A 20771-nucleotide genomic window follows, 5' to 3' on the forward strand; every position below is an offset into this window, starting at 1 on the left:
GGGAGTGCCGAGTGAAAAACACGCACAAACAGGCTGCTCTGCTATGGGGATTGTTGTTGCTTCTCGCGCTGTGGACCGTTTTTTCTCCCGTTTCAACGGCAGTGAAATACAGCCTGGTGGCCGTGGTTGTCATCGGTGCTGCTATCGTCTGCTTCTTCTGGCGGCAGAAAACGCCACAAAAAGGGGGCGATGATAAGTGGTTGGCCTGTCTGCCAGCGGAGGGTTACCAACAGCCCGTCGTGCTGGTCTGTGGTGACGGGGCGAGGCAACTTTTCGCTGACAGCCCGCTGCGGCAGGTTCCTGTCGGGCTCTATCTGCATATCGCTGATGAAGAACAGCTTGTTTCATTAACGGAATCCCTGTTGTCCCGTCGCCCGGCATGGAGTTCACAGATCTGCGTGGCCCGCACGGTGATACCAGTTCAGCATCAGGACATCGCCGTCCTTGCCGGGCAACTGCAGCGTTTTTCCCGAAATCTGGTGCAATTACGGCGCAGGGTGGGTGCGAAGGTGCCATTGATCCTCTGGAGTTATCAGATTGAACCTGCAATAGAGGAATCTTCGCCTTGGTTGATCTGTACCGGACGTGATGTCCTGGTCATGACATCGGACGATGAGAACGCGCCGTCTGAGTGGATTGCTCAGGGCAGTATAGCGACAGGCAGTCAACGGCTGGGCCAGGTACTTCGGGCTGAGAATCTGCTGCTTTGGATGAAGCAAATTGTGATGCCAGCGCTAAACAGGCAGGAGAGCGCAAGTTTACCGCTGGCGGTGGGGGCAGGCTTTGCACCTTCTTTAGCGGAAAAGGACGGCAATCTATGGCAGCAATGGATAACTGACAAAACGTGCCTGACGCCAGATGTATCGCAACAAACCGGTGCCAGAGACGCGTTGCGCTTTCCGGACGCGATGTTGCCGTTACTGCCGCGTCAGTCGGGGCCTGGGCCCGTGCGGCGAGTATGGACGGCCTGGGTGGCAATGACTACCGTCGCCGGGCTTATCGCACTTTGCCTGTCGGCAATGTCGAACCGCAATTTGCTGCGGCAGGTCAGCGATGATCTGCACAAATACACCATTACCCCGATGTCCGACTCGGTGGCCAAAAGCCGTTATTTGTTGGTGCTAAAAGAAGACGCACAGCGGCTGGATGACTATTTCCGCGAAGGAGAACCGCTGCGTCTTGGCTTTGGGCTTTACCCTGGCGAACGTCTACGCCAGCCAGTGCTGCAGGCGATACGTGGCTACCGCCCGCCGGAACCAAAGGGAGAAATTGTATCTGGCGGAGCGGTTCAGACTGTGCGCCTGAACAGTATGGCGCTGTTTGATGTGGGGCAGTCGAGGTTAAAAATCGGCTCGACAAAAGTACTGGTTGAGGCGCTGGTCAATATCAAAGCGAAGCCTGGATGGTTGATCCTGGTTGCTGGTTATACCGATTCCACCGGCGATGAAAAATCCAACCAACAGTTGTCGTTGCGGCGTGCCGAAGCGGTGCGTGACTGGATGTTGCAAACCAGCGATATCCCGTTCACCTGTTTTGCCGTGCAGGGACTGGGCGAAAGCCAGCCTGCGGCGACGAACGATACGCCAGAAGGCAGGGCAACCAACCGGCGTGTCGAAATCAGTCTGGTTCCGCGTTCAGACGCCTGTCAGGACGCGAAACAGCAAATACCGCCGGAGTTGGCGGTGTCTCAATTCAATCAACAAGGAGAGTAATTCTCATGGCTATTCCAGTTTATCTCTGGCTGAAAGATGACGGTGGCGCGGATATCAAAGGGTCCGTCGATGTTCAGGGGCGTGAAGGCAGCATCGAAGTCGTTGCGCAGGAACATACGCTCTACATCCCAACCGATAACAACACAGGCAAACTGACGGGCACCCGTATTCATACCCCGTTTCTTTTCACCAAAGAGATCGATTCGTCCAGCCCCTATCTGTACAAGGCCGTTACCACCGGTCAGACCCTGAAAACCGCTGAGTTCAAATGGTATCGCATCAATGATGCGGGCCAGGAAGTGGAGTATTTCAACACCACGCTTGAGAACGTCAAACTGGTGAAAGTCGCTCCGCTGATGCATGACATCAAAGATCCGGCGAAAGAGAAGCACAACCACCTGGAACGCATTGAATTGCGCTACGAAAAAATCACCTGGACCTACAAAGACGGCAACATCATTCATTCTGATTCCTGGAATGAGCGCCCCTCCGCCTGATAACTGCGGCAGACAGGAAACTGTCTGCCTTCTTACTACGTTTGCTGAATGCCGGATGGAGTCGGCACTGAGCAAACCCTGTCAATCCGCTGATGAAACCAGATGGGCCTGTGGTGATGGCTACGGGCGGTAGCATGGGGAAACGGCGGTTGCAGGAACTGAACATGAATACGTCAAGAAGGGACATCTATGACCGTAAACCACCCCGCGGCGCTGCTGCGCCGTCTTAACCCTTTTTGCGCACATGCGCTGGAAGCGGCCGCATCACTCTGCCAGACCCGTGCGCACGCAGAGATCACCATTGAGCACTTACTGCTGAAACTCCTGGAGCAAGGGGAAGGTGATCTCACCGTTATCTCCCGGCGTTATGAATGGGACCTGGACAGTGCCTGGCAGTCTCTACTGGCGCATCTGGCAACCCTTCCGCGCTCTGTTCATACTCGTCCACGATTATCTGATCAACTCATCACACTGCTGACTCAGGCATGGCTAATTGCCTCTCTTGAGGTTGATGCTCCGCAAATCCGCAGCCAGCACCTGCTGATGGCGCTGACAGAAAAACCTACGTTACTGGCGGCCAATGATCTGTGGATCCTGCTCAGCCTCGGGCGTATGCAACTGGAACGGCTACGTCCCTTGCTTGATGCGCAATCGGAAGAAAACCCGGGGCGGCAACGTCAGGTCAATGAACCGCTTATGGCTGATTTACCCGGCATTGCTGCGAATGAGCCAGGTTTAACCGAAAACGGAAGCAGTGTTAAACACAACGATCAACACCGCGTCGTTCTGGATCGCTTCACGGAGAATCTCACGCAGAAAGCGCGTGATGGTCGCATCGACCCGGTATTTGGCCGCGACACGGAGATCCGCCAGATGGTCGATATTCTCTCCCGACGCCGCAAGAACAACCCCATCCTGGTTGGCGAACCCGGCGTGGGCAAAACGGCGCTGGTGGAGGGACTTGCGCTGCGTATTGCAGAAGGCAATGTGCCGGAGAGTCTGAGAAAGGTCCACATCCATACTTTGGATCTGGGTCTGTTGCAGGCAGGAGCTGGCGTCAAAGGTGAATTTGAACAGCGGCTAAAAAACGTTATTGATGTGGTACAAAAATCACCGGAACCCATGCTGCTGTTTATCGACGAAGCGCATACCCTCATTGGCGCGGGGAATCAGGCGGGCGGCGCAGATGCGGCGAACCTGTTGAAACCTGCATTGGCCCGGGGCGAGCTGCGTACCATTGCGGCTACCACCTGGAGTGAATACAAGCAGTACTTTGAACGCGACGCCGCACTGGAGCGTCGTTTCCAGATGGTGAAAGTGGACGAACCGGACGACGCCACCGCCAGTCTCATGCTCCGTGGCCTGAAAGCGCGCTATGCGCAACATCATGGTGTGCACATCACGGACGACGCGGTTCGTGCGGCGGTAACACTTTCCCGACGTTATCTCACCGGACGCCAGTTGCCGGACAAAGCTGTCGATCTACTGGATACGGCTTCCGCCCGCGTGCGTATGAGCCTTGATACATTACCGGAACCCTTAACGCATATTCGTGCTTCACTCACCGCGCTGGCCTTGGAAAAACAGGCGTTACAGGACGATAGCATGGTGGGAGACTATTCTTGTGGTGAACGGCTTGCGGCTATCGAGCGGGAAGAGAACGCATTGATCGTGCAACTCGATACCCTTGAAACCCAGTATCAACAAGAGCAAGAACTTACCCGACAACTGCTGGCCTGTCGCAGCGACCTCTCGCGTCAGGCGGATATTGTCGCTTTACAGTCACAGCTTCACCTTGTGCAACATTCCAGCCCGCTGCTGGGGCTGGATGTTGATGCCCGAACCGTTGCCACGGTGATTGCCGACTGGACAGGGGTTCCGCTCTCGTCATTGCTGAAAGATGAGCAGACGGCGCTGTTAAGCCTGGAAGAGAATCTCGCAACACGGGTCGTGGGCCAGGATGCCGCGCTGGGTGCTATTGCCCGGCGATTACGTGCCGCGAAAACCGGTCTTACGCCAGAAAACGGTCCACAGGGCATATTCCTGCTGACGGGGCCAAGTGGTACAGGTAAAACGGAAACCGCGCTTGCCCTTGCCGACACCCTCTTCGGCGGCGAGAAATCGCTCATAACTATCAACCTTTCCGAATATCAGGAACCCCATACTGTCTCTCAACTTAAAGGTTCTCCCCCCGGTTATGTGGGGTATGGGCAAGGCGGTGTACTGACCGAGGCTGTCAGAAAGCGTCCCTACAGTGTGGTGTTGTTGGACGAAGTAGAAAAAGCGCACCGCGACGTAATGAACCTGTTCTATCAGGTTTTTGACCGGGGATTTATGCGCGACGGTGAAGGGCGTGAAATTGATTTTCGCAATACGGTCATTCTGATGACCGCCAATCTCGGCAGCGAGCATGTGATGCAGTTGCTGGAAGAGCAGCCTGATGCCACGGAAAGCGAGATGCAGGCATTGCTCCATCCTCTCCTGCGCGACCATTTCCAGCCCGCATTGCAGGCGCGTTTCCAGACGATCATTTATCGCCCGCTCGGCCCTGCCGCGATGCGTGTCATTGTGATGATGAAGCTGGAACAGGTTATTCGTCGCCTGCGTGAACACTACGGCATGGAAACTGAGGTGAGTGAAGATCTCTATGACCAGCTCACCAGCGCATGTTTGCTGTCTGAGAGCGGCGCGCGCAATATCGATAGCCTGCTCAATCAACAAATTTTACCCGTACTGAGCCAGCAGTTGCTGGCACATCAGGCCGCGCAGCAGAAACCTGTACATTTGAGACTGGGCTGGAATGACGATGAGGGTATTTCCCTTGAGTTTGACCTGGACGCAGGAGGCACCGCATGAACGCGCTCAGTTTTGACCACTCCCACCACAAATTAAAAATCCGTGGCCTGAGCAGCCCGCCTGGTGTGCTCTCCTTTGAAGGCCACGAGCATCTGAGCCAGCCGTTCTGTTACGACATTCAGTTCACCAGCCGTGATAAAACCCAGGAGCCGGAAGCGCTGCTGATGCAGGACGGCGCGCTCAGCCTCTGCGCCCCGCCGGTTCAGGGAATGCCGGTACAGGTGCCGCTGCGCACCCTGTATGGCGTTCGTCTCCTAAAGCATACGAAGAAAAATATGGATTGAAATACTTCATCATTTTCAGAAGAAAAATCCTTCGGAAAGAGATTCTTTCATATCTACTAGCAATGTTTGCCTTTTTTATTTAATAATAAAAAGTACATTATGATAACGTTAATATAATATTTTAAATAAGGTACTGAAGTTCGCTCCGGATATTGAAATGAAAAAATATATTTTTCTCCCTTATCTTTTGCCATGCATTTTTTGTTGCGTTATAAATGCAGCAGAAAGTAAAGTTCTGGTATTTCCTTTGGATGTTACTCAATTGAGATACAGGCAGGCATTAGATATGAAAACATTGTTTGATAATTGTTCCTTTGTTGTCGAAATCCCCCCAAAATACAAGAGAAGACCTAATAATTTTAATCAACAAGAAGTCAGTATTCCAGTTAAAGGCGATAATTTTGGTTCGCCAAATATGGAAGTAGGTGTGCATTATTATGCGATTGGTAGTTTTGGTTATGATCATAATACTTTTAAATTGATCATTTATAACAAACCAGGGAAGCAGATACTCCCTTGCTTAATGTGCAACTCAATAGTTATGCTCAGGATGGTAATTTAGTCGATGCTTTATTGTTGGATAGTGTTTTTTGCTATGAAGATATCGTTCGATTTTCTGATTTTGTTATTAATGCTGATTATACGGTAAATATTGATGGCAACGTCCTTTATAAGTATGAAGATGATATGGTGGTGAAAAACAAAAGACCAGTTAGCCAAGTTTATCTAAAAGAAAAGTATATAATAAAAAATGGTCGATTTGAATTAATAAGTAGAATGAAAAGAAAGGTGGAGTAGTGCTATATGTTTTTGATTAATGTCATATGTATTTAATAAGGTTGCAGGAAAACGATAATTATTGTTATTCTGAATTAGATAGTTTAGTCGATATCGAATATTTTATGAGGCAATATAATTTAAATGGAAGGATAGACGGGTGTATTTTAATATAAGAGCAAAAATAGTTACTGAGAAATAAATCTTATAAAGTATTTTTAAGTCTATGCAATTTAAGTTTGTGTCATAAATTCATTTGGGAGGCTTTTGAACACATTTTTTTGCAGTAATGATTATTCTTATTGATTTTGTTTTAATTTATTTGTTGGATTGCGGCTATTGTCGTGGGGAGCTGGACTATTATGATGCTGTTAGTAATGAAAATGTTACATATTACTTGCGCTCACTGTTGTAGTTCGATTTTTGATTGTTATTTTTAATGCAGTACTGCTGTTTTCAAGTTCTCGGCTCTTAATGAATGGTGGTTATCCGGGTAGGAAAATTAAGTTTTATCTTTTGTATGTGATTTATTTATTCAATATTGTAAATGGCTTATTGTTTTCTATTAAAAATTACATAAGAAATTATATTGAAGTTTTTGAATTAAATGTGTTTCCGTTCTTGATTATGAAATATGGTGTAGTTGTCAATCTTATTTATATCTTCCCTTTAGTAATGTCTATGGCGGCTTTTATTATATTAATTTACTTTACAAAGAAACAGTCGTGCCTTTTACTAAAGTAGGCTTGAGGGAGGGGGCAGTTTGTCGTTGAAATATATGATCCGTGACAACAAATCATATGGAGAAATCCTGGTTGGTAGTGTATTGCGAAAAAACTAAGGATATTTATGAGAATTATTGTGTATATACTGTCCTTGATTGCGTCTAGTGGCTTTACACATAGTAAAGAGATGGATGTCAACATTAAAATATTGATGCTTGAATCATCCCGGTATCTAGACGATGGGGCAGACGATAAATTACTAAGATCAGCATGTCTAAAATGGCAACTTAGTACTGATGATATAAACAAGATATTCAATATTAGTGAGAGGTTTTCCAGTCATCAACGTATTGTCAGAGATTTTTATTGGTTGCCTTGTGAGATTAGTGGGAAACTTATTGCTAATGGTATCGAGTGGTCCTTTATTATCAATTCGGCTGCCACGGCAGTTTGGGAAAATGATAATGATGTAATATATTGGGGGTGCAGCAATGTAGAATGTGAATCATTTTTCCTTTTGCCATATGACGGGATGCGTGGGTTTTAATATTTATATAAATGAAGTTGTTATCTTTCCTTATATTTTATAAGCCACTCATGAAATTATTTCGCTGTATACAGAACGACGATCTTTCTCACGGACTGGAGGAATGAAATGGACATCCCGACTCTTAATTTTGACCACTCCCACCACAAATTAAAAATCCGTGGCCTGAGCAGCCCGCCTGATGTGCTCTCCTTTGAAGGCCGCGAGCATCTGAGCCAGCCGTTCTGTTACGACATTCAGTTCACCAGCCGTGATAAAACCCTGGAGCCGGAAGCGCTGCTGATGCAGGACGGCGCGCTCAGCCTCTGCGCCCCGCCGGTTCAGGGGATGCCGGTACAGGTGCCGCTGCGCACCCTGTATGGCGTCATCACTGGCTTTAAACAGCTTTCCACCTCGCGCGATGAAACACGCTATGAAGTGCGCCTTGAGCCCCGGCTGGCGCTGCTCGCCCGCAGCCATCAGAACGCCATTTACCAGAATCAGAGCGTGCCGCAGATTGTCGAGAAAATCCTGCGTGAGCGCCACGGGATGCTCGGCCAGGACTTCGTTTTCACCCTGACGGGGGAATATCCGTCGCGCGAACAGGTGATGCAGTACGGCGAGGACGACCTGACGTTTATCTCCCGGCTGCTGTCGGAGGTGGGGATCTGGTTCCGGTTCAGTACCGACGTGCGGCTGAAAATCGAAGTCATTGAGTTTTATGACGACCAGAGCGGCTATGAACGCGGCCTGATGCTGCCACTGCGCCACCCTTCTGGGCTGAGCGACAGCGGCACGGAATCTGTCTGGGGGCTGAACACGGCATATCATGTGGTGGAAAAAAGCGTCACCACGCGGGACTACAACTACCGTGACGCGACCGCCGATATGACGTCGGCGTTTGATGCGACGGGCGGGGACAGCACCACCTGTGGCGAAGCCTGTCATTACGCGGACAACTTCCTGACGGCAGGCGACCCGGACACACCGGAAAGCGGGTCGTTTTACGCGCGTATCCGCCACGAACGTTACCTTAATGACCGGGCCATTCTGCAGGGGCTGAGCACCAGCGCCCTGCTGATGCCGGGGCTGGAGATAAAGGTACCGGATGAAGACGCCCCGGCGGTGTTCCGCAGGGGCGCATTGATAACCGGGCTGACCGCCAGCGCAGCCCGCGATCGCAGCTATGAACTGACGTTTACCGCCATACCTTATTCGGAACGCTACAGCTTTCGCCCGGCGCGCATCGCGAAGCCGGTGATGGCCGGAACGCTGCCCGCGCGGGTGACCAGCACAACGGCAAACGACATCTACGCCCATATCGATAAAGACGGGCGCTACCGGGTGAACCTCGATTTTGACCGCGAAGCCTGGAAGCCGGGTTACGAGAGCCTGTGGGTGCGGCAGTCCCGCCCTTATGCAGGTGATACGTACGGACTGCACCTGCCGCTGCTGGCGGGTACGGAGGTCAGCATCGCGTTTGAGGGAGGCAACCCGGACCGGCCCTATATCGCGGGGGTGAAGCATGATTCCACCCACCCCGACCATGTGACGATTCAGAACTACAAGCGCAACGTGCTGCGTACCCCGGCAAACAACAAGCTGCGCCTTGATGACGAGCGCGGCAAAGAGCATATCAAAATCAGTACGGAGTACGGCGGCAAGAGCCAGCTCAATCTCGGCCATCTGGTGGATGCGGGAAAACAGCAGCGCGGGGAAGGTTTTGAGCTGCGCACGGACATGTGGGGCGCCATCCGGGCGAAAAAGGGGATATTCATCAGCGCCGACGGTCAGGAGCGGGCGCAGGGGCAGGCGCGGGAGATGGCGGCGGCGATGGGGATACTGAGCGGTGCACAGTCGCAAATGGCGTCTCTGTCGGCGGATGCGGAAACGGCGAATGCTGACCCGGCAGACCTTGCGTCGCAGGTGACGTTGCTGGAGGAGCGTGTAAAAGAACTGACGCAGGCGGTGGTGCTGTTAAGCGGTCCGAAAGGTGTGACCCTGGCCAGCGGTGAACATATGCAACTGGCAGCGGCCAGGAGTCTCGAAATGAACGCTGGCAATAATGCCGATATTGGGGTGATAAAAAACCTGTTTATTGGTGTGGGGCAGGCCCTGAGTGTATTTGTACGCAAAGCGGGGATTAAGCTGTTTGCCAATAAAGGTGCGATCTCACTACAGGCGCAGAACGACCTGATGGAATTACTGGCGAAAAAATCGATAGAGATCACCAGCACGGAAGATGAGATCATTATTACCGCGAAGAAGAAAATCACGATCAACGGTGGCGGAAGTTATATCCGTCTGGATCCCTGCGGAATAGAAGCCGGTACGCAAGGTGAATATAACGTCAAGGCAGGATATTACGGGCGTAAGCCGGGGGAAGTTAAGACGCCCGATATTAAGATTATGCCTAAAATCGTGGACAGGGCATTAGATTTTGATGAGCAATTCCAGTTGTTTGATAGTACTGGAGAGCGAGTGCTTGGAAATGTTAATTATAAAATAGTTAGTTCATCGGGTGAGATATGGGAGGGGATCACAGATGAGCATGGATTTACTGAGAGGGTGTTTACCGAGAATGAGTCAGGTTTGTCAATTACGTATAATTCAAAATGAGATTGATTTATGACTTCAAGAACGCAACGAGCTGTTAATGCTGGACGGACTAATGATATTCAAGGGACTATTGTTCGGGTAATTTCAGCACCATCCTCAATCAGTTGGATAAGTCCGGAGGATAATTCTACTTTCAATATTGGATGTGATGCAACTTTTCCTGAAATAATTTTTGAATTCTATTCTGATATGCCACCACCATACTTGTGGAACTGGGAAATTAAGTGGGAAGCTAAAAGTAGTGGCCTACGAGAGAGGGCTAGACGTGGAAGAGTTATTAGGACTTTTTCTAAGGCTGGGGATTTTTCTTCAACAGAGAAAAGGTGGCAACTGAATGTTGGAGAGGAAATTATAGGAGGGGATTTAACTGTTAGTGTAAATGTTGGCGGGGAGCTAATTCGTAGAACTGTTAAAATTAGAGGGGAAAATCCATCAGCGGAAGATGTCTCATCTTATATTAATAGCATTGAAAACCTTGAAGGATTTGATAAATTGCTTGAGCAGGAAACAAGGAATAAGCATTTTATCAATTTTGATAATGAACCTGTAGTTGCATTTGATGGTGGGTATGGGATAACTCAGATGACTAATCCTATCCCTACATATGAGCAGGTGTGGAATTGGAAGAAAAATATAGATGGAGGTTCTGACCTATATATACAAAAAAGGAAAAATGCTCAAAATTATCTCGGTAAGGATGGAAGAACTTATACAGAAGAGCAATTGCAACATGAAACAATTAGCCGTTGGAATGGTGGCGCATACCATGAATGGAATGAAAGTGAGCAACAATGGCAAAGGAAGAGTAACATTTTGTGTGATTCTCAAACAGGAAATATAGGATGGGATACTACAAATCCATCAAATCAAGATAGAACAGAAGAAGAATTACATGATCGGGATCATGAGCAGTACAGTATGGGAGGTGCGGGACAGGATGATGAGCATCCGTGGCGATATTCTGGGGTTTGCTATGCGGATCATGTCATTGATTAACATTGTGTTTTTTTTAATAAATACTCAAATGGCATATTCAAGAAATGCCCATTCTCTGCAGGTATTATCTGATGTTGATCCTGTACTGAATTTTTTTTCATTAGAAAATAATTTATTTTTGGTTAATACAAGAGATATTTTTTTCTATAAAAAGATCGGCACTGTCAATGGAATACGCTATTTTGTCTTTTTTGAAAAAAAACCGAGTAACGTTGGCACACCTGAGGGGTTCTGTGGATCTGGTAATGAAATTTGGCTGAATCTTTATAAAGTAGGTGAAAAAGCTAGTACTTTTATTGACCAGGTTTTGATCAGCAGTTGTAAGGAAAGCTTTTCAATGGATAGTTTGGAATCTGGAGCGGGAAATAGTGAAAGTGATTATAGCTCTTTTTCATGGAATTCATTGGGGTTCAATATTAAATGGTTTTCTAAATATGACCAGAAAGGGATGGTTGTTGATAGTACAAATTATATAATAGAGAGTGAAGGTCTGTCTAAAAAAGATATTCTTCGTCCTGTGATTTATGAAAGATAATTATGACTGTTTTAATTATTATATGGCTGTATTTGGCAAGGGTAATTTTTTATAGTTTTCATTGTCTTTTTTCCTATTGTTTTTTAATGACGAAATTATATAGCGCAGGGTCATGAAAAGGAAAGGGTATTATTTATGGTGATGCAAAGAGGTTTGGTGGGAGAGTATGTTTATCAGATTTTTTTGATTGAAGATAATCATAGTGGTTTTTATACAAGAAGTAGGTGAAATTTACATGGTAATAAGTAGGTGTGATTTTTATTTTAATGGATACTGTATGTAGTTCATATATTTTTTGTTTTTTTAATGATTATTTGAAATAAAAATGGATATTATTATGTCGGTTCGTCTTAATACTATTCCTGATGCAAAGGATTACCCCAAAAAAACTGGTTGTGTTAAATGGATAATGGTTTCTCTGTTGCTGCCACCTACAGTTTTAGTGTCAGTGTTTCTTCCATTTAGAAATGAATTTGCAATAAGTGGTTGGTACTTTTGGGGGGCAGTTTCCGGTATTTTCATTTTTATATGGTCACTCGCCGTATCAGTCTATTGGTTGGTTTTTATAACACAATGTATCCGAGTGGAGGCGTGGAATAAGCGTCGTGAAGAAGTGATTTTACGGGAAACTCAACGGGGGCGACGTGCGTTGCAAATATTAAACCTTTCTTTGCACACGGCAATGAACGGTGATTCTTTAGTTGAAACCACGATGAACTTTTTGACCCGCCAGTCGCGGTTAAGTACTTATTCTGTACTGCGTGGTGAAAATATGGTTCGCCGTAGTGTAATTCCAGTGTTAACGGATCAACCCATAACCAGTCGTTTACCGGAAATTATTTCCCGTCTTTTCAGTGACATCAAACCCCAACTATGTCGATTACCCGATGATTTTCACATCAACGTGTTTTTTGAGATTAATACATCACTCTCCGTGCCAATTGTTATAGATATCTGCAAGGACGAGTGGCAAAAAGCCGGATTTTCCAGAACATGTTTATTTTCAAATTTCGCGAGGGGATTAGCTGTCATAGACGACTGGCTTGATAACGACATTCACAAAAAAGCTGTTTTGCTGGTTATTTCCTTACATTTGGAACCAGAGCAACCAGAACTCACTGCTGAGTCTGCCTGCGCTTTGTTGATGGCTAACAGGTTAACTCAACAGGCAATTACACCACTGGCACTGTTGCATCGCCCTGAGCGACTTATTGACACAACCGCCATGGTCGAAGGGATTAAACAGGCGCTTGACTGGATGCCTGTAAGACCTGATGCCCTGTCGGGTACGTGGACTGCGACGTTGAATGCGGAACAGCGGGTTGCCTTGCTGTCACTTAACGAGCCATTTATTCAGGAAGCTTCGCTCTATGAACTTGACGCTTTTCTGGGGCGTTCAGACATGGCTGCACCGTGGTTATCAATTGCAGCTGCCACACTGGCAGCAATGCATTTACACCAACCCCAGTTGGCGCTTAGTGGCGAACAGGGCGGGGATTCTTTGTGGGCGGCGGTGGTATCACCGCATGCTTTAGCTCAGGAGGCATCATAGTGGTTACGGAATTAAACCGTCTTCGGCCTCGTTCGTTCTCTCGGCCGATAATGTTTTTCACCGTTACGGTAGTCATTGCGTTATGTACGTTAATTTACCGTAAACCTATGCTCGTGGGAGTCGAGTCGGGCAGCCTACAGCAGACATACTGGATGGCGGGTGTGATTGCGGGCGGCCTGATTTTTCTCATCATTATGGGCGCTTACAATTTGTTAAACCGCCACTTGGCTATACAAGATTTTGAAATTCGCAGACAGCTTGCTGCCGGGGATGACTATCGGCCTGTGACGGAGAAAAAAGTAGATAATTGTAATCCGGTATGGGGGGAAATGGCTTCTTTCGTACGCACCCGCTACGGCTTCTTCTGGCGCTATAAAATCCGTCTGCTCCTGATTATCGGTGAGCCCGCCGAAGTGGAATCCATCGCACCGGGTTTAACAGAACAGCACTGGCTTGAAGGCGACGGTATCGTACTGATCCATGGCGGCAGAGCGTTAGCCGAACCGGAGGCCGAACTGTTGGCGTCATTGCGAAAACTGCGCCGCCACAGCCCACTGGATGGGGTTGTCTGGCCGCTGACGGCGAAACAGAGCCAGCAGAGTGCGCAAATGGATAAGGCCTGGCGCGGGCTGACCGACAGCGGAAAACGACTCGGGTTTCAGGCCCCGCTCTATTTGTGGCAGATCTGCGACGATGGCGGTTATCAGACCGAACGCACCACACAGGCGGTGGGATGCCTGCTGCCTGAACATTGCACGGCAGAACATCTGGCTTCCATGCTGGAAGCGCAAACCCCACAACTAACAGAGCAGGGGATGCAGCAGTTACTGCGCGATAATCGCCACGATTTCCTGTTGCGCCTGGCACATTCCCTGCAAAAAGAGGGCGTTGCTCACTGGCAAAACACATTGAAACCACTGTTGTCGGGTGGAGCTTATTCCCTCTCATTGCGTGGCCTGATGTTCAGTCCGAAGCATGTGGCCGGAGCAGATACCGCGCCTCATGCCTGGCTCCCCTCTCCGGTATGGGCGGGGATTACGGATGATAAGGTCCGGGGTCGTAAGGTGGGATTCCCGTGGGCACATGCAATGATGGCAATGCTGGGCATAATGGTGATGGTGTGGGGAACCGGGCTTCTGACGTCTTTTTTGACCAACCGCATGCTGATTCAGGATACCGCCGCGCAGACAGCGCACGCACTGAACACTCGCCTGCCGCTTTCAGAACAACTGATAGCACTGCATACATTACAGAGCGAACTGGAGCGCCTGCAATACCGCGTTCGTCACGGTGCGCCGTGGTATCAGCGTTTCGGACTGGAGCGTAACACGCAATTGCTTGATGCGGCATTTCCCGGTTATGCGCAGGCTGCCAACCGTCTGGTGCGCGATGTGGCGCTCTCACATCTGCAACAGCAGCTAAACGCCTTTGTCGCCCTGCCTCCTGATAGCCCTCAGCGGACGGCAACAAGTGAGCAGCGATATAAACAGCTTAAAGCGCTGCTGATGATGTCCCGTCCGGAAAAAGCGGATGCGGCCTTTTTCAGCGCCACGCTGATGGCCGATGGTCTGCGCTATCCAGGGGGGGCGGAAGGTCTCTCGCAGAGTATCGTCCCTTCGCTACTTGCCTTCTGGGCCACGAATCTGGCTGAACATCCGCAATGGAAGGCGGCGTTGCAACCGGAACTGACCGCCACCGTGCGAAAAATCCTGCTGCGCCAGATTGGCGTACGCAATGCGGAAAACTCGCTCTACCAGAATGTGCTGAAACAGGTTTCCCGAAACTATGCAGATATGACGCTGACGGATATGACCAGCGACACCCAGGCCGATGCGCTTTTTAGTACTGAGCAGATCGTACCGGGGATGTTCACCCGCCAGGCGTGGGAAGGGCAGGTAAAAGAGGCGATAGAGCAAGTTGTGGCGGCCCGACGCGAAGAAATTGACTGGGTGCTCAGTGATCGCGAGAAGGGCGCGTCATCCGATGTATCGCCGGAGACGCTACGCGCCCGACTCACAGAGCGTTACTTCACCGACTTTGCCGGAAGCTGGCTCTCTTTTCTTAACAGCCTTCGCTGGAAAAAGGAAGGCACGCTCTCCGGTGTACTCGATCAACTGACACTCATGGCTGATGCTCACCAGTCGCCGCTCATTGGCCTGATGGATACGCTGGCGTGGCAGGCGGCAACGGGGCGACCGAACCGTGGATTGTCGGATTCATTGACGACATCGGCAAAGGCACTCTTTAACGGCGAAGATCAAGGCCGTCAGGACGAAACGCCTCCCGGCCCGCTGGATAAAACCTTTGCCCCGCTGCTCCGACTGACGGGGGAACGCGCTGCCGGTAGCGGAGACGCGACGCTCAGTCTGCAGACTTATCTGACGCGCGTTAGCCGTGTGCGGCTCAAACTGCAACAGGTCATCAACGCCCCGGATCCGCGGGAAATGACGCAACAACTGGCGCAGACGGTGTTTCAGGGTAAAACCGTCGATCTTACTGATACCCGCGACTATGGTCGTCTGGTTGCCGCCAGTCTCGGAGAGGCATGGAGCGGCTTTGGTCAGGCGCTGTTTGTTCGCCCGGTTGAGCAGGCATGGCGACAGGTGCTGACACCCGCGGCGGAGAGTCTCAATCGGCAGTGGCAGCGTGCCATTGTCAGCCAGTGGGAACAGGATTTTGCGGGGCGCTACCCCTTTAGTGCCACGCAGAATGATGCCTCGTTGCCTTTGCTGGCGCAGTACCTGCGCGACGGTGGCCGCATCCATCAATATCTCGCCACGCACCTTGGTGGCGTGTTGAGACGCGAAGGGCGAGACTGGGTGACCGATGCCACGAACACACAGGGTTTGGTAGTAAATCCGGCGTTTTTGCGTTCCCTGAATCAGCTTGGCGATATCACGGATGCCGCCTTTGCCAGCGGAGATGCCGGAATACATTTTGATCTGAGAGCCAAACCCGCGCGCGATGTGATGAAAACGCAACTGACGGTTGACGGGCAAATACTGGAATATTTCAACCAGAAGGAGCGCTGGCAGCGCTTTACCTGGCCTGGTGAGCAGTGGCACCCCGGTGCGTCGCTGAGCTGGACCAGCACGCAGAACAGCGAGCGTATTTTTGCAGATTACCGGGGAAGCTGGAGCCTCATCCGCTTACTGGAACAAGCGGAAGTTACACAACTGGACAGCAGCAGCTACAAAGTGCTGTGGCGCGCCCCGGACGGCCTCCCGTTGCATTACCTGATGCGCGTTGAGCAGGGAAAAGGGCCGATGGCACTGCTGGCACTGAGAAATTTTCGCCTGCCACAGCAGATCTTCCTGACCGGGAACGTCATGGCAGAGTCGCAAGAACAGGGAGAGCACGAGGATGAGTGAGTTGCTACAGCAGTTAACCCGTAGCTGTTTTAGCGATGGCGATGTCCTGCAGGCTGCGCGCGAGCAGACCGCGTTATGGCAGAAATGGTTATTGCCAGTAAAAGAAGACGCACCCGTTGGCGAAGACCCGGGCTATCACGACGATTTTCTGCTTATGCGCGATGAGATGAACAAGCTGTCGGGCGCAGACACCGCATTGATTTGTACGCTGGCGGAATCCCTCATTCTGACTCAGGCAAAAGATCTGCGTATCGTGACCTATTACATCTGGGCACGGCTACATCGCGACGGCGAGCGTGGCTTAGCTGAGGGGCTGGCGTTGCTGGCCGGGCTGGTTGAACGCTTTGGTACCGCGCTACTACCCTCCCGCCCGTCGAGCCGAAAACTGGTGCTTGAGTGGCTGGCCGGAGACAAAATTCTTGATAGCCTGGCGCGATTTCCGGAAGTGGCAAAGGCGGATTTTTGCAGGATCATCGCTGCGCTGAATTTGCTATCAGTATCATTTGCAGCATGGACAGAAGACCAACAGCCGCCTTCGCTGATGCCGCTTATTCACGCGTTGGAGTCACGTCTGGCGCAATCGGGCGGGATGAATGCCGTTGTACCTCAAAATAGCGCGGCCCTCTCGCCGCCTGTCGCTTCTTCCCTTATCGACTCGCCGTCGTTGCAGGTTATTCATTCCGGACGCGATTTGCTGGATCAGGCCAAAACGCTGTCCCGTTATCAACCTGTTCCCACTAGAGGCTGACCCGCTGCATCTCTCTCCGCTGGAAAACGAGTATCTCCTGCGACCCATGCGTATCCAGGATGGGCATACTGAAATCTATTCTGTTGATCGAATCGTCTCCTCACGCCACACCGGCAATCAGGCGTATGTCCCGTTTTCCAGTTTTCGCCATCGGGGCGGCATGTTGCGTCACGATGCCCCCGAACGCTATTACCACACGCGGGTGAAGCGTGGCCCCTCGGGGCTGCATGATAGCTGGTTGATTTTGGGGGGCGATGGGTTTGACGCGGACAGGCTTCTGGAAGATGAAACCTTGTCACTGAGCCTGACGGGCACCAACGGCCAGCTTCCGCGCAAGGCGTTGCAAAGCACGCTTCTGGACACCCCCCTCCATGCGGCGCAAAACAATCTGCGGGTCCGTAATCTCTGCGCGCCGACGCAGCCTTGTTATCCCCCTTCGCGTGACCGTTTCCACTGGCGGGTACTCAGTCATCTTGGCTCAAACTTTCTGTCGATGATGGATAACGCGGAGATCCTGCGCGGCACGCTGGCGCTCTATGACTGGACGGAGAGCGAGATGAATCGCCGTCGTCTTGAGGCGATTGTTGATGTTCAGCACCATCTCATTCAGCGTTTCGAAAAAGGCTTTCTGCTGCGCGGAGTGGACATTCAGGTCACCCTCGACAGCAAAGGTTTCGCCGGGGAGGGGGATAATGGCGTTTCTGGATATCTTCAACCACCGTTTTACCACGCAATACTACCGCATCTGGCGCAAATACAACTACCCGGCGTCGTTTGAACCGGGGGCAAGGGATGCGATTTCACGTTGCCTGCTGGGGCTCATTGGTTTGGGTATTCCCGGTAGCGAAAACCATATCGCCACGCCCGTTTCGCGTTTTCTGGCACTGTTGAGTGTGATGCGCCTGCCAACGCGTACAGCGGAAGGCATGACAGCGTTAGTGGCACTGCTTGCGCCAAAGACCCAGGCAACGGTGACACCACACGATCCGCAGTCTGTTGTACTGCAAACGCGGGCCTGCCTGTCCCGAACGTCCCGCATTGACCTGACAACGCGCGCTCTGTTGGGGCGAACCGGCACGGACGTTAACAGTCAACTGTTACTGCAACTCTATACCGAAGAGGCTGACGAAGTGCGCGGATGGCTGCCGGGAGGGCCGTTGCATACCGATCTTCTGGTGCTGCTGCGTGTATATCTTGGCTGGCGTTGCCAGGCGCGGCTACAGCTCACGCTTCCGGTCAGCCTGCTGCCGGCGGCACAGCTAGGGAAACAGCGCGTTCAGATTGGCCTAACCGGCATTTTACGAGCCTCAGGTTCCGCGCCAGACACCGGGACTGTAACGGTGAAACTTGGCCGCTATCAGGAACTCATGCCAGGTTCAACACGATGGGACAAGGAGAGAATCACGCATGTTCATTATCCACTGTAAGCGCCGGGCGTTGGCCTGCGCGATGGCGTTGTCAGTTTTCCTGACAGGCTGCGGGCTGGGGCAAAAGGTGATTGAGGGTTCGAAAAGTATGGCGAGCGCTATCTTCTATAAACAGATCCATACCTTGCATCTGGATTTCATCTCGCGTGGCGCGCTCAACACGGACGCGCAAGACACGCCGCTTTCCACCATGGTGCATGTCTGGCAACTCACATCGCGCACCCGCTTTGATAAAGCAGATTACGACACCTTGCTCATGCAGGAAGAGTCGGCACTCAACGGCGATGTTCTGGCGGAACATTCAGTCTGGATTAAACCCGAGGGTGCGGTTTCGCTGGATGTGCCGCTCGATAAAGAGACGCAGTTTATTGCCATTGCCGGGCAGTTTTATCAGCCGGATGAAACGCGTAATAGCTGGCGTTTGATCCTGAAACGGGACGAGTTGGATGCGGATAAACCCCGCACTATCGAGCTTCTGCGCAGCCAGTTAACGCTGCTTCCTGTGCAGGACAATTAATCCATGCCGACGCCTTCTTTATACGAAATGTTGATGTCTGGCTTCAGTGGCGAATTACCGCTGGAACAGGTCGGCGAGCGGGACCAACTTATCCTTTCCGTGATGGACAACATGCAGCGCATTATCAATTGCCGGGCGGGTACGCTGGCGCACCTGCCGGATTACGGGTTACCGGATCTTAGCGTGATACATCAGGGAATGACGGCGGGTATTCACGGGTTAATACGCCAGATTGAGGAGACGCTGCGCCGTTATGAACCTCGCCTGAGTCAGCTCCGCGTGGAGCTACTGCCGCAACCGCGTCCCGGACATCTGAATTACCTGATTCATGCCGAACTTCCCGCCAGGGGATGGATCCGTTTTGACGGGGTCTTCTCGCCGGAAGGGCGGATAGTCCTGCGTCATCTTAAGCAACAGGAGCGTGCATAACCTATGACGGACCATTCGTTATTTATCAGCCAGTTTCGTGTGGGTGGCGATCCCTGTACCTTTCGCGAAGCGGGCGAATTACAGGCCGAAATGGGTAAACTCACCCATCCGGCGCGCCCGGACGTGGACTGGCGTCGGGTCGAATCGTTGTGTCTGGCGTTGTTCAGACAAAATGGCGTGGAACTGCAAACACTGGTCTGTTACATCCTGGCCAGAACAAAGCAGCAGGGGCTGGTGGGTATGACCGAAGGGCTGGAGGCGTTACAGACACTGATGACGCGCCACTGGGACGATTTCTGGCCCGTGCAGGTACATTCAAGAGTCACTCTGCTCAGTTGGCTGGCGGAAAAGATACAGCAGTCGCTACGGACAATGGAGGTTCAGTATCAAGCGTTGGCGCGGGTCTATCGCTGTGAGCAATACCTGGCTGAACTTGAAAAAGTACTACGTCAGTGCGAACTCTGGCATCTGACCCGAATGGATATCGTTGCCGGTCAGTTGCGTAATGTCGCGCTGCGACTGGAGCGGCTCACGCCGCAGGAGACAGAAGCAGGCGTAACGCCGATAACCGCAAGCGCCATAGCGCCCTCCGAACCTGAAGAGATTGCGCCACGTGTCGCACCGCCAGCGCGGCAGACAACGGTCACGCTATCCCGACGTTCATGGCCGATGTTTTTTGCCGGAATGATGACCGCAGTGTGTTTGAGCGGTGTCGGGGTTGGGGTATGGACATTTCTGAATCAACCTGATTTACGGGAACGAGAGCGCAATGCGCTGCCGGTTTCTGAGTTGTCTCATTACGCGCAGGCACAGAAGCAGTTGCAGCGCCTTTCTCAGCAACTGGATGCCCTTGATGAACGTAAAGGGAAATATTTAACCGCATCGGAACTGAAATCAGCCGTTTTCGCGATTCGCCAATCCCTGCAAACGCCACCGCTGGAAGAACTGCTTCGGCAACTGGATGAACAGACGCGATCGGGGGAGGTGGCGCCTGCGCTGATCGTACAAATCGAGACCCGATTTCAACAATTGCTCAACCGCTATGCCCTGTTAAGCAACCCTCGTGCGAACAACTGTACGGTCCGGAGACATGGCAGACAGGTGTTCGGAGACATGGTGAACACTTTTTAACACCCTTTACCCATGATGATCGACCTCTTTTTCAGGTCGATCATCCCCACTTTCGTGCTGTACCACCAC

At 51.1% G+C, this 20771-nt stretch carries 14 protein-coding genes and 4 pseudogenes; 17 read left to right on the top strand and 1 reads right to left on the bottom strand.

The window, feature by feature from the left end:
- Positions 1-11: 11 nt before the first annotated feature.
- The 17 genes and pseudogenes from ABU190_RS26165 to ABU190_RS26245 all read left to right on the top strand — a co-directional run bounded on the left by ABU190_RS26165 (position 12) and on the right by ABU190_RS26245 (position 20702).
- The gene (locus ABU190_RS26165) at positions 12-1712 is read left to right on the top strand and encodes an OmpA family protein (RefSeq protein ID WP_354692815.1); all 1701 of its coding nucleotides are present in this window, start codon (positions 12-14) and stop codon (positions 1710-1712) included.
- Between the two features lie 5 nt (positions 1713-1717).
- Entirely contained in the window at positions 1718-2209 is a 492-nt protein-coding gene (locus tag ABU190_RS26170; protein WP_039076799.1) for an Hcp family type VI secretion system effector, read from the top strand.
- A gap of 189 nt (positions 2210-2398) precedes the next feature.
- Positions 2399-5065: a type VI secretion system ATPase TssH gene (gene tssH, locus ABU190_RS26175; RefSeq protein WP_354692816.1), complete on the top strand. Its 2667-nt coding sequence runs from the start codon at positions 2399-2401 to the stop codon at positions 5063-5065.
- A pseudogene (locus tag ABU190_RS26180) lies at positions 5062-5313 on the top strand (type VI secretion system tip protein VgrG); the annotation flags it as partial. The gene tssH and the pseudogene ABU190_RS26180, both read left to right, overlap by 4 nt.
- A gap of 193 nt (positions 5314-5506) precedes the next feature.
- Positions 5507-5911 (top strand): hypothetical protein, encoded by a 405-nt coding sequence (locus tag ABU190_RS26185; protein ID WP_354692817.1) that lies wholly within the window; start codon positions 5507-5509, stop codon positions 5909-5911.
- Positions 5912-6975: 1064 nt separating this feature from the next.
- Entirely contained in the window at positions 6976-7398 is a 423-nt protein-coding gene (locus tag ABU190_RS26190) for a hypothetical protein (RefSeq protein WP_354692818.1), read from the top strand.
- Between the two features lie 108 nt (positions 7399-7506).
- Positions 7507-9996, top strand: coding sequence for a type VI secretion system tip protein VgrG (vgrG, locus tag ABU190_RS26195; protein ID WP_354692819.1), 2490 nt, complete (start codon positions 7507-7509; stop codon positions 9994-9996).
- A gap of 9 nt (positions 9997-10005) precedes the next feature.
- On the top strand, positions 10006-10992 hold the full coding sequence (locus ABU190_RS26200) for a hypothetical protein (RefSeq protein ID WP_354692820.1): 987 nt from the start codon (positions 10006-10008) through the stop codon (positions 10990-10992).
- Positions 10934-11527 (top strand): hypothetical protein, encoded by a 594-nt coding sequence (locus ABU190_RS26205; protein WP_354692821.1) that lies wholly within the window; start codon positions 10934-10936, stop codon positions 11525-11527. Before ABU190_RS26200 ends, ABU190_RS26205 begins: the two co-directional genes overlap by 59 nt.
- Positions 11528-11864: 337 nt before the next feature.
- Entirely contained in the window at positions 11865-13079 is a 1215-nt protein-coding gene (locus ABU190_RS26210; protein WP_354692822.1) for a hypothetical protein, read from the top strand.
- On the top strand, positions 13079-16450 hold the full coding sequence (locus tag ABU190_RS26215; RefSeq protein ID WP_354692823.1) for an ImcF-related family protein: 3372 nt from the start codon (positions 13079-13081) through the stop codon (positions 16448-16450). The genes ABU190_RS26210 and ABU190_RS26215 overlap by 1 nt, the downstream gene beginning before the upstream one ends.
- A pseudogene (locus ABU190_RS26220) lies at positions 16443-17174 on the top strand (type VI secretion system ImpA family N-terminal domain-containing protein); the annotation flags it as partial. The gene ABU190_RS26215 and the pseudogene ABU190_RS26220, both read left to right, overlap by 8 nt.
- Positions 17167-17889 (top strand): annotated as a pseudogene (locus ABU190_RS26225) (type VI secretion system baseplate subunit TssF); the annotation flags it as partial. The pseudogenes ABU190_RS26220 and ABU190_RS26225, both read left to right, overlap by 8 nt.
- Positions 17888-18625: pseudogene (tssG, locus tag ABU190_RS26230) on the top strand (type VI secretion system baseplate subunit TssG); the annotation flags it as partial. The pseudogenes ABU190_RS26225 and tssG, both read left to right, overlap by 2 nt.
- Positions 18606-19142, top strand: a complete 537-nt coding sequence (gene tssJ, locus ABU190_RS26235; RefSeq protein ID WP_354692824.1) for a type VI secretion system lipoprotein TssJ — start codon at positions 18606-18608, stop codon at positions 19140-19142. The pseudogene tssG and the gene tssJ, both read left to right, overlap by 20 nt.
- Before the next feature lie 3 nt (positions 19143-19145).
- Positions 19146-19571, top strand: a complete 426-nt coding sequence (tssE, locus tag ABU190_RS26240; RefSeq protein ID WP_041852648.1) for a type VI secretion system baseplate subunit TssE — start codon at positions 19146-19148, stop codon at positions 19569-19571.
- 3 nt (positions 19572-19574) lie between these two features.
- Positions 19575-20702, top strand: a complete 1128-nt coding sequence (locus ABU190_RS26245) for a VasL domain-containing protein (protein WP_354692825.1) — start codon at positions 19575-19577, stop codon at positions 20700-20702.
- On the opposite strand, the gene ABU190_RS26250 is transcribed toward ABU190_RS26245, so the two are convergent.
- A partial coding sequence (locus tag ABU190_RS26250) for a hypothetical protein (protein ID WP_354691669.1) occupies positions 20699-20771 on the bottom strand: 73 nt, incomplete at its 5' end. The two genes, ABU190_RS26245 and ABU190_RS26250, sit on opposite strands and share 4 nt — an antisense overlap.

This window comes from Phytobacter sp. RSE-02, from assembly GCF_040578655.1.
Lineage (GTDB): Bacteria > Pseudomonadota > Gammaproteobacteria > Enterobacterales > Enterobacteriaceae > Phytobacter > Phytobacter diazotrophicus.